Source organism: Parabacteroides sp. MSK.9.14 (assembly GCF_019041495.1).
Taxonomy (GTDB): domain Bacteria; phylum Bacteroidota; class Bacteroidia; order Bacteroidales; family Tannerellaceae; genus Parabacteroides; species Parabacteroides merdae.
Genome location: NZ_JAHPXO010000061.1, coordinates 1 through 14,717, shown reverse-complemented (window position 1 = coordinate 14,717; position 14,717 = coordinate 1). Strand labels below are relative to the sequence as shown.

Here is a 14,717-nt window from a genome sequence, read left to right as displayed (position 1 = left end):
TAATAAACGGGCTGCATAACAAAAAAAGAAGGCTGCCTTTTCAGACACCTTCTTTGCTGTTTTAAACCCACACAAAAAAAACGAAATCACAAAAGAAAGGATCCCGGATCATAATCCGGGATCACACCGGAACCACAAGGGAAAACAAACAAAAAAAGGCTGCCTTCACAGACAGCCTTACGGGTGAAAAATGGGACTCGAACCCACGACCCTCGGAACCACAATCCGATGCTCTAACCAACTGAGCTATTCTCACCATGTTTATCTTATCAAGTGTTTATCTCTTTAAGACGATGCAAAGATAGAGGTTTTATTTTAAACTGCAAATAATTCGAGCATTTTTTTATTCAAAAATATACTCTTCGACCTCCTTATTGTTACCTTTTAAAAACAAACGCGTATTATTTACATACTTAATCAATGCTGAATCGACTGAAAAAGAGGAATTTTGATTCTTTCCCAACCAAGAGGCCGCCGGAACCACCCGAATATCTTCTTTTCCTTGTTCATTCTTATAACGGGAAGAATAAATCAACGAATATTGTGCGGAAACAATATATCGGCGCAACCCCTTCCGACCTAAAACGACTTTCACCATGACACCCCCATCGGTATGTTCCCGGCTCATGTTCGATATAAAATTACCCAATGAATAAACAACCAGACGGTCGGTAACTCCCTCCTTTCCCCTGCGAAGCTCCATTGGCTGAACAACATGAGGGTGACTGCCTATGACCAGATCGACACCCTGCCGCAACAGCCAATCGGCCAGTTCACGTTGTTCACGGGAAGGTATCCGTTCGTATTCCAATCCCCAATGCATATTAGCTATAATAAAATCCGGATTAAAGAGCTTGGCTTCGGCAATATCACCCTTCATTATCTCCTTATCGATATAATTGATGATTCGGGGTATATCGACTTTCAAACCGTTGGTACCATAGGTATAGTTGAGCATGATGATACGAAAATCCTTCTTACGGAGCAACATCGGATATGTGCGGTGACGGTGATCACAGTCAAGAAAGGTTCCGGTATGACGGATTCCGAGAGAATCCAGTGCCTGGATAGTACGGACAAATCCGCGAGTCCGCCTATCTAAACAATGATTATTGGCTAACAAGAAGAAGTCGAAACCTGCTTTTTGCAAAGCCAAAGCGAAGTCTTCCGGAGCGCTGAAAGCCGGATAACCACTATATGGCTCCCCTCCTAACGGGACTTCGAAGTTCACAACAGCAATATCGGCAGATTTCACCTCTCTCTCGATATTGGCAAAATAGCTACCCAAATCAAAAAAATCTCCCCTCCGGGTATTGTCAAGTTGTTTCTGGTGCATCATGGCATCACCGGCAAACAAAATTGTCAGCGAGTCCTGAGCAGATAAAGACAGAAAGCTCAAAAGACAAAACCCGGAGAGGAGGATTTTCATTTATAAATCTCTTTCTTTCCGGCTAAAAGCGTATTGCGCATCAAAGAAATAATCGTCATCGGACCTACACCACCCGGAACCGGCGTGATATAAGAACACTTAGGAGCGACCTCGTCAAACTTAACATCGCCAGTCAACTTAAAGCCGCTTTTGCGAGTTGCATCCGGCACACGTGTCGTACCCACATCCACGATTACAGCCCCTTCTTTTACCATATCGCCTTTCAGGAATTCGGGGACACCCAATGCCACAATAATAATGTCGGCACTCAAGCACATTTCCTTCAGGTTCTCGGAACGACTGTGGCAAACAGTAACCGTACAATCGCCCGGATAGGCTTTCTGCATCATCAAAGTAGCCATCGGTTTGCCCACGATATTACTACGACCCAGCACCACGCAATGTTTACCGCGAGTAGGAATCTCGTAACGCCTCAACAGCTCCAAGATGCCAGCCGGAGTTGCCGACACGAAACAGGGGAGACCGATAGACATACGACCCACATTGATCGGATGGAAACCATCTACATCCTTACGGTAGTCGATCGCTTCGATAATCTTCTGTTCTGAGATATGTTTCGGAAGCGGGAGCTGTACGATAAAACCATCCACGTCCGGATCGTTGTTCAGTTCGTCCACTTTACGAAGAAGTTCTTCTTCGGTAACATCGGCTTCATAACGGATCAGAGACGATTTAAAACCGATCTCATTACATGTCTTGACCTTACTTGCGACATATGTTTCACTTCCTCCATCATGACCGACCAATATGGCAGCCAAATGAGGGATTTTACCACCGGTAGCCTTGATACGGGCCACTTCTTCCGCCATCTCCTGCTTCATCTGAGCCGAAACGGCTTTTCCGTCCAATAGCTTATACTGTTGTTCTTCCATATTCTCTATTATCTTTTCAGGTTTTATCTTCTGAATGAAGGAAATTTCTTGCTTCCCGGTTTGGCAGCCGTCAGCATACGCATCATCTTGCGCGTTTCATCGAATTGCTTGATCAGCTTGTTCACTTCCTGGATCGTCGTACCACTACCTTTGGCAATACGCTGGCGACGTGAACCGTTCAGGATTGCCGGATTCGTACGTTCTTCGGGAGTCATGGAGTAGATGATCGCTTCGATGCTCTTGAAAGCATTGTCGTCAATATCCACATCCTTCAGAGCCTTGCCTACGCCCGGAATCATAGAGGCCAGCTCTTTCAGATTACCCATCTTCTTGATCTGCTGGATCTGAGAAATAAAGTCGTTGAAGTCGAACTGATTCTTGGCAATTTTCTTCTGCAAGCGTTTGGCCTCTTCTTCATCATACTGCTCCTGCGCACGTTCCACCAAAGAAACGATATCACCCATACCAAGGATACGGTCTGCCATACGTTCAGGGTGGAAGATATCCAAAGCATCCATCTTTTCGCCCGTTCCAACGAACTTGATCGGTTTGTCGACCACCGTTCGGATAGAAAGAGCGGCACCACCGCGAGTATCACCGTCGAGCTTCGTCAGGACAACACCGTCAAAATCGAGACGCTCGTTGAATTCTTTCGCCGTGTTGACAGCATCCTGCCCAGTCATGGAATCGACCACGAACAAGGTTTCATCCGGCTGAATAGCACTCTTGATCGCAGCGATCTCTTTCATCATCTGCTCGTCAATAGCCAAACGACCAGCGGTATCGACAATCACGACATCGTTGCCTTTCGCACGTGCTTCGCGAATCGCGTTCATCGCAATCTCCACCGGATTCTTGTTTTCCAGTTCCATATAAACAGGTACTCCAACCTGTTCGCCGACCACACGCAACTGCTCGATAGCGGCCGGACGATACACGTCACAAGCTGCCAACAGCGGCTTTTTATTTTTCTTAGTCTTCAGCAAATTTGCCAACTTACCTGAAAAAGTCGTTTTACCGGAACCTTGCAAACCGGACATCAGAATGATTGCCGGACTACCCTTCAGATCCAGATCGGTAGCCGTTCCTCCCATCAGGTCTGCCAACTCATCATGCACAATCTTAACCATTAACTGACTGGGCTTAACGGATGTAAGCACATTCTGTCCTAATGCTTTCGCCTTTACCGTATCGGTAAAACCTTTGGCTACTTTATAGTTTACGTCGGCGTCAAGTAATGCTTTACGCACATCTTTCAATGTTTCAGCCACATTGATTTCCGTGATCTTACCTTCACCTTTCAACAGTTTAAACGATCTGTCTAACCTTTCGCTTAAATTCTCAAACATAATTCGTATGTATATTTATTTTATTCTATTTTCTATTCTTCGAATGAGAGGCAAAGGTAAGAAAAACTGACGAATAAAGAAAAGATCACAAATTCCGAGTCAGATTTTCTTATTTTGCCAAGATGCTTTCTTTAAATAAATGACACTTGCGACCAATAAACCGGTATAATACACCACCTCGGTCATGAAACAGATAGCAACCGGCATATGCAAGCGCATCCCGACCACATATATAAACAATGTATAGAAAACCAGGGTAGCCAGCTCCATCACAAAAGCCGAACGAGTATTTCCCGTACCCGTCACTCCGTTGAACACGATATTGGCAACCGCTCCGATCAGCAAAGCGCCTGAAATCACATAAAGGGAAGGGATCGAAGCTTGTATCAAAGTCACGTCATTGGTATAAACCGATAATATCGTAGAAGGAATCAGACAAGTGACAGACACAAAAACAGCCATGATTCCTAACGATATCCAGGTTATATGACGAATGATCGGGATAACCTGGTCCTTATGCCCCGCCCCGATGCTGTTACTCACAAACGTATTCGTTGCCGTCGATAAAGAATTGACAGGGATCAATAAAACGATGTAAACACTCCGGACAATATTCGCAACCGCCAGTTCCCGCTGCCCTAAATGTTCCACAGCCACAAACAACATGAAATAAGTACTGAGCGAAATAAAATATTGCAACATCGTAAATATAGAGATGTCCAACACACGCCTCAGCAATTTAACATCGAACGATCGGAACTGATTCAGTGCATACTTCTTAATATCCACCGTCATCCGGGTATAGACCATATAAAACACGATAGACACCGCCTCCGCCATCACCGAAGCGATAGCTGCCCCTTTCACTCCCAATTCCGGGAAACCGCAGTTACCGAATATCAGCAGATAGTCCAGCAGCACATTCGTCAACGCCATCACAATCGCATTCAATGTCAACACTTTCGTCCGGGTAATACCGATAAATAATGCACGAAACATCACATTCACAAAAGAGAAAAAGAACCCGAACACACGCCAGTCCAGGAACTCTTCCGTTGCGTTCAGAATCGTATCGGAAGATATCAGTATCCGCATAATATCTCCAGCAAACAGGCGTGATAAAGTGAACATGACGGCAGCCAGCATAAACAGGAAAAAGACACCCTGTATCATCACCGGTCCGACTTCCTTATAATTTCGCTCCCCGTTACGGCGGGCCATGATGATCTGCGATCCGGTGCTAAAACCAAAAGCGATCGTAAAGGCACATATATAATACAAGCCGCCCATTGCCGAAGCTCCCAACTCAACTTCACCGACCCGGCCCAAAAACGCAGTGTCCGTCACATTAATGACATTCTGTGCCAGAAGACTCAAAAAGATTGGATAACTAACATTCCAAATTTGCTTGTTTGTGTACATATACTATCTATTTACGAAGGAAATTCATACTCATAAAAAAAGCCCGCCACATCAGGCGAGCTTCTTCTTTATATGCTATTGCATTTACTTTTCAGCTACCGATGCTTCATATCAGTTTATTGGTTGCCGTATCAGGGAACACAACCGACGGCTTAAATGTTTTCGCCTCCTCAAAATCCATCAAGGCATACGACATAATAATGATGATATCGCCAGGCTGTGCCTTACGGGCAGCAGCTCCGTTCAGACAAACGACTCCCGAACCTCGTTCACCTTTAATGATATACGTTTCAAAACGTTCACCGTTATTATTATTCACAATAGCGACCTTTTCGTTGGCAATCAGGTTAGCTGCATCCAACAAATCCTCGTCGACAGTGATACTCCCGATGTAATTCAGATTGGCTTCCGTTACCGTCACCCGGTGAATCTTTGATTTAACTACTTCTATAAACATACGATCTGATTTATGATTGATGATTTATGAATTATTGAGTTCTACTTGTTTCTCCAACTTGAAACTTTGGTTTCACTTACGGGAAACAAATCATAATTCATAAATCACAAATCCATATTTAGTACTTAATATTATCTATCAGACGAACCTCTCCGCAATAGACCGTAATACATCCTACCGGATAAGTCGTATCGGACCAGTTCTTGATGGACTCCATCGTATTGCCATCTACAATCTCATAGTATTCCACACACATAACAGGGTCGGCATTTATCGTGTTGATTACATAGTCGATCACCTCCTGCACGCTCTTTTCGGGTGCAAAGTTAGCACTTTCTTTTAACGTACGAGCTATTAATGGAGCTTTTTGACGTTGTTCAGGTGTCAAGCGCACATTACGGCTACTCAAAGCCAAACCGTCTGCCTCGCGCAAAATCGGACAGTCGTTGATTTTCACCGGTATATCCAATTGCTTCACCATAGCACGGATCACAGCGATCTGCTGGAAATCTTTTTCACCGAAATAAGCGTTATCCGGTTCGACTACATAAAAAAGTTTGCTCACGATCTGAGCGACCCCATTGAAATGTCCGGGACGGCGCGCCCCTTCCATTACGGCCGAAACAGTGCCGAAATCGAATGTGCGGGTATCAGGCTCCGGATACATTTCTTCTGCCGACGGAGCGAATACATAGTCACAACCGGCCGGTTCCAACAGAGTACAGTCTTTATCCAACGTACGAGGATACGTTTCAAGGTCGTGCTTGTCGTTAAACTGAGTCGGATTGACAAAAACACTAACTACACACACGTCATTTTCTTTCACACAACGTTCAACCAGGCTCAAGTGTCCGTCATGCAATGCTCCCATAGTGGGGACAAAGCCAATTTGTTTGTTATTACGCTTTTCTTCAGCGAGATAACTCTTCAATTCTTTAATGCTGTTTACTATTTTCATCCTTTAGATGCTTATTGACGGTGCAAAGCAAATAAATAATTGCGGTAAATGAAAGAAATTTTGTATATTTATATCTATATATGAATATCAACCTATTACAAAAACAGTTCGTTCATGCTGTTCTTTTTTAGCTTCTTCTGATATTGCAAATATAGTGACTTTTTTAATATCCAAATCTAAATATCTAAAAAACAGAGTTTCTTATTTCCTTCATACAACAACCCCCAGCTACCACTAGGATAACTGGGGGTTACTCATTTTGTAATTACCTACACTTACTTAAACCAAATTTTGGCATTCTTCTTTACTTCTACCTTTGTAAATTTCTTTAACTCTTCAGCCAACGCTTGCACTTCTTCTGGTGTTGGTTCTGGAATACAAACCTTTCCATTTGTATTCTTTCCTATATTAACTTGCTCAGGGTTACACATCTTTATACACTCTATCATTTCATTCAAATCAAACTCCATTAACGGTTCTGTCGTTACATACGTTTTAATTCCTCTGGCAGAAATATCAGCCATTGCCTTTACTCGATCTTCTATCAAGGGAGAATTACGCATAATTTCAGGATAGCTTCTATTGGTCTCAATGGTTGTACAGACTACAGATCTTTTAAACACAGGGTGATCCAAATACTCCAATATCCTAGCTGGATTCTTACTTTGAAACAAATATCTATTATATTCGTCGCAATAATCCAATACGGTTTTAATCCAACTATCTGGTATATCCTGAGCAAACATATCAATGCTACTGCCTACAAAGATAAAATTACCACTGCCCAAACAAGCATTTGCTAATTCTCCAGCATCCAATCTGGCTTCTCCCCGTTTGGGAGACAATTTATCCATATAACAATAGCTACAGCCGTGATAGCACTTTCCCTTAATGGGATTCCAAGTATGACTCACAAACTCATACATATTTCCTTTTGCTTCTCTTATCATATTCAAAATTTTAAGCGGAAGGTGTTGTTACGCACCTTCCATTAATTAATTACTCTGCTGATTCCACTGATACATTAAAGCTATCCCAAAGTTCATTCAATTTTTTATTAATCAAATTTTCTTTACTGCTTCCTCCTTTTTTCCCTTTAACCTTTTGAAGGTATGTGACATTGTCAGAATCAATCGAATTGATAAACTGTATCATATTATCAGTAAAATTTGCTTTATCAGCATCTAGCGTTTTTTCATATTTACTTACAATCCAACCTGATAATGTTGTTCTGGTTTTACATAAATCCTCACCTAATTTAGATTTGGCTGCATTTAAGATCTTCAACCCTCTTTCTATTCCTGCATCATTTTTCAACGGATCTAAGTATTTTCCTCGCATAGCGACATTAATGACAGAAGTATTTACCTTCGTGCCAAAAGTAAGCCAAAGAGAAGCTGCATTTAAAGAGTATCCTTTGTTTGTTAGCTTATTGATCTCTAATAATAACTTAGGACAATTCTCTTTAACTGTTATGCTCTTTACCCTATCCTTAGTGTCCCACTTGTTAGTACAAGTATTAATCTCTGCCAACATATCCATAATAGACATATTATCATCTAAAGGATACGTTACAAAAAACTCCTTTTTATACTTCTGTTCTTCTTCTAATTTGCCATTAGCTTTCAACAATTCCAAATGTGCTTGATACCTATGATTTCCCTCAACCAGTACAATATACTTATGAGCATCCTCTTTAGAAATAACTTCACCTGTGATAAAGTCTACAATCTCTAAATCTTGTTCTACAGCCTTATTCCCATTTACAATAACAGCAGGTGTTAATACCCCGCACTTCTTCAAAGATTCTTTTTTCTGTTTAACGTTTTTAGGATCAAGATCTCTGTTAGCCACTAATCTTGCAACTTTTTTACCTTCATTTAATACGTCTACAAGTTTCATATTTTTTTTCATTAAAATTTACCGCTGCCCTGCGGACTTATATTGGTTTCTGGCACACCAGTTATTTGTTTCTGGTGCAAAGATGAAGCAATAAAACGCATAAACAATAGAAATTCAACACATTACAGGGTAGCACAAAAATAGCAGAGTTTAACAACCCTGCTATAAATCAACTTACTACGTCTTAATAGAGAATTAGGCGTACCAATTGCCTATACCTCTAAATTCTGGTTTTTTCTTTGGGTTCATCAATCCTTTCAATGTATTATATTCGTTAAGTATTGGAGTAAGCAGGTTTTTATTTCTACTTATCCCTGCAAAGTAAAGCAGATAAGAAAGCAATTCTTTTTCCTTGTTGGAGATATTAGCACCTTCCGCCCTTTTTTCCTTTACATGGTTTGAACTATCAAAATAGCACCTGAGCATCTTGCAAAACAAATATGCCATTGCTGTATCACTATATTCTACGGATTCTTCCAACATGATACGATCGCCAAAGATAAAAGCATCTTTCACTTTTGGATAGGCTTCTTTGCATAGAAAGCCAATCAGATCTATCGTCGGACTGTCTGTTAGGATAAACTTATTTTTACCTATCTTTAAAGTCAGTTCCGCAGGCTGTTCTTTTCTTTCTTCTATCGTCTGTATAAATTTCTGAATTTGCTTACTTGTGCCTTCTTCTGTTTTGATATTGTCTATGCAAGTATCAACACAGTAATCATAAACGAACAGAAGAAGATACCAAAACATTACAGGATCAAGTTCTAAGCTATGCAAACAAGACTGTATATCTTCATTCTCCAAATAGCTGCCAAACTTATTTTGCAATGCTATTTTCTTATTGTTATACCTGTCTATAAAATGGAATGCACTCGTTCCTGATAGAAAAGGCTCTCCCATCTCATCAAAACCGATTGTGGGACAAAATTCCAATCCCACATGGACAATCCCACTTTCATTTAATTCGTCTATACCTATTTCTTCTGCTGGCTTCATACTATTTGTATCTGTTTGTACAAAGTTAAACCATTTAAGAGAAGAATCTCCAAATCTAATTGCTGTTTCTCTTTTAAATGTTCTACCTCTCCTTCACAATTGAAAAAGAATATTCCAATATCCCTTATTTACTTGTAAAGGAATGCGTTCAAAGAAAATCAGAGTTAAGATGTATTTCCAGTTTAAATTTTTAACTTTCGGGATTTTTTGGTGACTGGGTATATAAAAGAGAAATTTTCGAAAAAATCCCGGATCTACCAGTTTTCAATCTTAAGGTAACGTTTAACTCAGATTTTTTCTATCATGCAGACAGAGGAAATAAAAATACATAATGGAGAATGGCTTACAGACGCTTTGAAAAGACAAGGATATGAAAATATCCCCTCAAACGTAATTCTGGACAAGACACTTACAGGACTTGGAGCTACTCATACGGAATTGCACTCAAACCGTAATTCTATTATCATAGAACCCAATGTTCCCGTTATCATTGAAAAAACAAAAGATAATCCAGATTGGTTGGCAGTTTGGGAGAAGTGTACACCTTCTAAAGTTGAAAAATACTTGCAATCAACAAATAAAAGAAAGAAACTGATTTGTACACCTGAGAGTTTTTCAAAAATCAGGAAAGCAGCCAATAAATTGAACCTGAATATTTACACTGATTATTTCTGTTTGATGGATGAATGCGAAAAATTCATTCAAGACGTGGATTATAGAAAGCGAATCACTCAACCAATATATGAGTTCTTCCAATTTCAACAGAAAGCATTAGTTTCTGCAACACCGTTGGAAATGAGACATAAAGAACTTGTAAATCAAAATTTCAGGATATTAAAGATTGTCCCTGAATATGATTACAGAAAGAATCTGGAAGTTATCGTTACTAACAGCTATGACAAGACAGTCAAAAGCAAATTAGACGATTTACAGGATAGCCCTTGTGTTTGTATCTTCATTAATTCCACCAATGGGATAAATAAGATTATCAATACTTTGAAACTGACTGATTACAAAGTATTTTGTTCCAATCAGAGTGTGAAGAAGTTGAAAGAAAGAGAGTTTGATAATGTATATGAAATGCTTGAACCCTTGGCTAAATACAATTTCTTTACTTGCCGTTTCTTTTCCGCTTTGGATATAAAGTTAAAACAAAAGCCTGATATTTTAATACTTACAGACTTGAATGAAGCGGTTTACACAATGATTGATCCTTTTACGGAAGCAATTCAGATACAAGGTCGTTTTCGCAATGGATTCAATTCACTAACTCATATCTCAAATGTCAAGATTGATTTGGATATAAAGAGTAAAGAAGCCATTGACGGCATGATTGAAGAATTTGAAACTACCCATTCCTGTTTAAAGGATAGGCTGGAACAAGTAACAGATAAATACAGGAAACAAGCCATATCCCAAGATATGGAAGCCGTAAAATATGCGGATTTGTTGGACGAACAAGGAAATATCAATTATTTCTCTGTTGATAACCTGTATAATGAAGAGAGGATAAAGGGATATTATAAGACAAAGGAATCTCTTTTTAACGCTTATAATGCCACCAATCATTTTAATGTAACGGATGCTTCCGTAATCGAACTTTTGGGAGAAGATGATTTGTTGACATTGAGAAAAGCCAAAACGGATATAGAAAAACGTCGGCTGTTGACTGAACAACTAAGCAAACTTTATTCAAATCAGGATAAAGTTGATATTTCCTTTTACTTGGATATTTTGAGGAAAGAAGATCAAGGTACATACACTATTGACGCATTCCTGAAAATAGGAAAAGAAGGATTGGAAAAAGCCGGATATAAAAAAGGTACAATAGACAAAGCCGTAAAAGAGTATGACAAAAACATTCATCGTTTCCTTCCAGAGGTCATAAAAGACATACAGAGCGAGTTCGATCTTAATGTATGGATTGAAAAAGAAGAAATAAGGGATCGTCTGGCAATGATCTATAAGAGACATAATATTTTATACACTGTGAAGCTGAATACAATAAAGGAATATTTTTTAGTTGACGAAACTAAAGATAAACAGCCTTATAAGTATATCTTAAAGGTGTTAATAAAGGACTTCGGGATTTTTTGAGACTTGGGTATATAAAAGAAAAATTTTCGAAAAAATCCCGAATGTCTTATTTCATGTGTCTAGGCTTAGACCATGTAAAGAAAGATATGCCGACCAAATCCGGAGTGTTCTTCTTAAATGGTCTGACTTTCCATAAACACAAAATGGATGCTTTGATTTCTCAAAGCACCCATTACACACAATTTATATATGAGCCGAATTTAATCGGTTAAGAATCTCCTTCTGAATCATAACAAAGTTACTCATTCTGAGAGTCAAGAAAAAATAAATCCTCTTCAAATCAAACTACAGAGATAAAGCATACCTCAACTCTGAAAAAGCACTATGGATCAAATTCTCATGTATGAAACGTGAGCTTAACCGCACTTATCTTAAAGTCCCCCCTCAGTAGGTGATAGAGAAGTGAAAAATATGCAAGCGATTTACCTCTGAATCTCTTTTTCGAAAACGGATAAATGCCTATCGAACTTTGGAAACAAGGGAAAGAGATTTTTAACGGATAGAGATTCAACAACAGACTGCGGTATTTTCCCCTCTTCTCTTTTATATGGTGTAATCCTCAACACTACGAAGGATTAAAACCAAGCCGATACACAGGAATTATCAACAAAAATCAAATTTATATCATTATGGAAAGTCAGTACAAGGTATGTGAAGTGAAACTCACTTACAAGTCAAAGATTAAAGCCTCTGAAAGAGAGAAAATCTTATCCGCTGAAAATGCTTATAAAATCCTTTTGTCTGTATTTGATTCTGAAACAATACAGTACAAAGAGTTTTTCAAAGTCATTTTAATGAATAGAGCCAACAAGGTATTAGGCGTTTGCCATATTTCAGAAGGTGGATTGAATGAAACGTCTGCGGATATACGCATTATTATGCAGGCTGCAATATTGGGTAATGCTTCTGCCATCATATTGGCACACAATCATCCGTCTGGGAACATACAACCAAGTATGCAAGACGATCAAGTGACAAAAAGAGTAAAGGAGATTGCCAAATTGATCGGTATCAACCTTTTGGATCATCTTATCATAACGGATGAGACTTATTACAGTTATTCTGAAAACGGACGGATTTAAGATTGTGAGATATGGAAATAATACTTTATATCTTAATTGCCGCCATTGTGTACCTGATAGTGTTGTTAATCTATCCGATCATTCCGTTTATCCTTCTTTTTACCTTCTTGTATAAGGCGATAAAGGAACAATGAGAATCAAAAAAGAATGTTCACTTCTGTTGAAAGTGAATGTTCTTTTGATTTTCAACAAGTTACCATTTAAAGAAGAATAGAGGACACAAAAAACAATCACTTTTATTTGTAATCAATTAAAACTGAATATTATGAGTTTGAAATACAGCACAACAACAGCGGATTATCTGAGATGGGATGAAATGTCAAATCTGGTCAGAAGATTAAGCAGGGACGGAGATTATAAAATGTCCTTGCTAATTGCGATAGGTTGTTTCTGGGGATTGCGTATCTCTGATATATTGTCATTACGTTGGAAAGATATTCTGAATGTGGATGAGTTTACTTTGCAGGAAAAGAAAACAAAGAAAAACCGTACAATCAGGATTAATCCTCAACTGAAAAGACATATTGCAGAATGCTACGATCACATTCAGCCAATAGGGATTAATTCGCCTATACTGGTAAGCCAGAAGGGGACAACATACTCAGTACAAAGAATCAATGTGATCTTAAAAGAGATCAAAGCCAAATACAAACTGAAAGTTCAACATTTTAGTTGTCATAGCCTACGAAAAACATTTGGCAGGCAGGTGTACAACCAAAATGCAGAAAACGCAGAACTGGCTTTAGTCAAGTTGATGGAGTTGTTCAATCATTCCAGTGTGGCGATCACAAAAAGGTATTTGGGATTGAGACAGGAAGAAATATTGCAGACTTATGACAGTCTTTCCTTTTAAATGGTTAATATTTCAGCTTAAATCATTGACACATAAAACACTTTTCGTAACTTTGTGGCAATTCTACAAGTTCATGGCGTTGAACCTCTATAGAAGGACATACGTTTAACGAAAGGTGTTATTGAAATTATCTTCTATTGACAAATTCTCGCAAAATTTGAAAGTAGTATGAAGATGATAGCAATAGCACCCGCATCATTTGATATATACTTATCTGTGAGGATAAATTATATACAAAACTGGTGTGGGTTGCTGTTGCTTTATCTATACTACAGGCAATGCGAGAAGCCCGTCAATAAGATAAAGCAAATACAGTTCCCACACCTTTTTTATTTATTAATCTTTCCAAAGGGGACAGGGAAAACAATTTTTTACTCATGAATAGTTTCTTATTTAAAGGTATATTATTTTTCTACATTTTGTTCTTAATAGTATCCCTATATGCTCAACAACAAAATTTTATTTATTGGGGTTCAAAGAAGTACATATACACCCAGTTAGAATACACAATAATGAATTACAATATAACATCAATAAATTGAATCATCTTTATTATTATAATTCTATGAACATAAAAGTCTTATTAATTATATTCATGTTGTCGATCGTGAGCAATATAAATGCTTCTAATTACAAATTCACATATTTTGCTCCAACTGGAACCCAAACGGATGATGCTGAATGTATATCAACATCTGGATGTAGCGTTGATATTGACGAGTCTAACAATGCAATATATTTGTCTATTGAAGATTCCGATCAATATTTTGAAATTGTAAATAAAAAAATCTACAAAAGATATCCTTATTATACTGTATCAGGGAATAACAATAGGATAATCTATTTCTGGGTTCACCCTGCAATTGTTATAATGTCAGTGGACGAAGGAACATTTATATTGACAAATATTCCAAAAACTCAATGGAGTTCTATTTTCGTACAAACCAAATAATTAAAATACAAGATATGAATTTAGAATCAAAAATTAAACAATGGAGTAAAGCGCAAAAAATTATTGCTGCTATATTCACCCCTATATTTTCAATTGTGCCAGCAGTAGGATTTTCTGTTTTAACTGCAATCTCTTTCTCTGTTATTAGTTTTATACTTACAGAGAATTGGGACGATCGTTATGAAGATGGATTCTACATTTTTTTTAGTATAGTGTACACAATAATGATCACTTTTTATATTGAAATGAAAATATTTAAGTACTATTAGAAATCATTGTTGTCCCATTAAAATCTAAAAGAGTTCTTTGAAATATTTGAAATTTAGT

At 38.4% G+C, this 14,717-nt stretch carries 14 protein-coding genes and 1 tRNA gene; 5 read left to right on the top strand and 10 right to left on the bottom strand.

Annotated features, from left to right (window positions below):
• Positions 1-182: 182 nt before the first annotated feature.
• The 10 genes from KTG12_RS20415 to KTG12_RS20370 all read right to left on the bottom strand — a co-directional run bounded on the left by KTG12_RS20415 (position 183) and on the right by KTG12_RS20370 (position 9,406).
• Positions 183-256: transfer RNA gene (locus tag KTG12_RS20415), tRNA-His, on the bottom strand.
• Between the two features lie 87 nt (positions 257-343).
• A complete protein-coding gene (locus KTG12_RS20410) occupies positions 344-1,429 on the bottom strand; it encodes a CapA family protein (protein ID WP_022321845.1) in 1,086 nt (361 codons plus the stop codon).
• Positions 1,426-2,322: a bifunctional methylenetetrahydrofolate dehydrogenase/methenyltetrahydrofolate cyclohydrolase FolD gene (gene folD, locus KTG12_RS20405; RefSeq protein ID WP_022321846.1), complete on the bottom strand. Its 897-nt coding sequence runs from the start codon at positions 2,320-2,322 to the stop codon at positions 1,426-1,428. The genes KTG12_RS20410 and folD overlap by 4 nt, the downstream gene beginning before the upstream one ends.
• A 23-nt stretch (positions 2,323-2,345) precedes the next feature.
• Positions 2,346-3,671 carry a signal recognition particle protein gene (gene ffh / locus KTG12_RS20400; RefSeq protein ID WP_022321847.1) on the bottom strand — a complete coding sequence of 442 codons (1,326 nt, stop codon included), beginning with the start codon at positions 3,669-3,671 and terminating at the stop codon, positions 2,346-2,348.
• Between the two features lie 99 nt (positions 3,672-3,770).
• A complete protein-coding gene (locus KTG12_RS20395) occupies positions 3,771-5,093 on the bottom strand; it encodes an MATE family efflux transporter (protein WP_022321848.1) in 1,323 nt (440 codons plus the stop codon).
• A gap of 106 nt (positions 5,094-5,199) precedes the next feature.
• Positions 5,200-5,550, bottom strand: coding sequence for an aspartate 1-decarboxylase (panD, locus tag KTG12_RS20390; protein WP_005646588.1), 351 nt, complete (start codon positions 5,548-5,550; stop codon positions 5,200-5,202).
• A gap of 118 nt (positions 5,551-5,668) precedes the next feature.
• Positions 5,669-6,508, bottom strand: a complete 840-nt coding sequence (gene panC, locus KTG12_RS20385; RefSeq protein ID WP_022321849.1) for a pantoate--beta-alanine ligase — start codon at positions 6,506-6,508, stop codon at positions 5,669-5,671.
• Between the two features lie 275 nt (positions 6,509-6,783).
• Positions 6,784-7,458, bottom strand: a complete 675-nt coding sequence (locus KTG12_RS20380; protein ID WP_005636465.1) for a DUF5131 family protein — start codon at positions 7,456-7,458, stop codon at positions 6,784-6,786.
• A 49-nt stretch (positions 7,459-7,507) separates the two neighbouring features.
• Positions 7,508-8,410, bottom strand: a complete 903-nt coding sequence (locus tag KTG12_RS20375; RefSeq protein ID WP_229034158.1) for a hypothetical protein — start codon at positions 8,408-8,410, stop codon at positions 7,508-7,510.
• 195 nt (positions 8,411-8,605) lie between these two features.
• A complete protein-coding gene (locus KTG12_RS20370; RefSeq protein ID WP_005636461.1) occupies positions 8,606-9,406 on the bottom strand; it encodes a hypothetical protein in 801 nt (266 codons plus the stop codon).
• A 303-nt stretch (positions 9,407-9,709) separates the two neighbouring features.
• Between KTG12_RS20370 and KTG12_RS20365 the strand changes: the two genes are divergently transcribed.
• The 5 genes from KTG12_RS20365 to KTG12_RS20345 all read left to right on the top strand — a co-directional run bounded on the left by KTG12_RS20365 (position 9,710) and on the right by KTG12_RS20345 (position 14,659).
• Positions 9,710-11,503 (top strand): hypothetical protein, encoded by a 1,794-nt coding sequence (locus KTG12_RS20365; RefSeq protein WP_055284872.1) that lies wholly within the window; start codon positions 9,710-9,712, stop codon positions 11,501-11,503.
• A gap of 629 nt (positions 11,504-12,132) precedes the next feature.
• Entirely contained in the window at positions 12,133-12,585 is a 453-nt protein-coding gene (locus KTG12_RS20360; protein ID WP_036658544.1) for a JAB domain-containing protein, read from the top strand.
• A 265-nt stretch (positions 12,586-12,850) separates the two neighbouring features.
• Positions 12,851-13,438, top strand: a complete 588-nt coding sequence (locus KTG12_RS20355; RefSeq protein WP_005636438.1) for a tyrosine-type recombinase/integrase — start codon at positions 12,851-12,853, stop codon at positions 13,436-13,438.
• A gap of 565 nt (positions 13,439-14,003) precedes the next feature.
• A complete protein-coding gene (locus KTG12_RS20350) occupies positions 14,004-14,390 on the top strand; it encodes a hypothetical protein (RefSeq protein WP_055284870.1) in 387 nt (128 codons plus the stop codon).
• 14 nt (positions 14,391-14,404) lie between these two features.
• Positions 14,405-14,659: a hypothetical protein gene (locus KTG12_RS20345; RefSeq protein WP_148502068.1), complete on the top strand. Its 255-nt coding sequence runs from the start codon at positions 14,405-14,407 to the stop codon at positions 14,657-14,659.
• Positions 14,660-14,717: the final 58 nt, after the last annotated feature.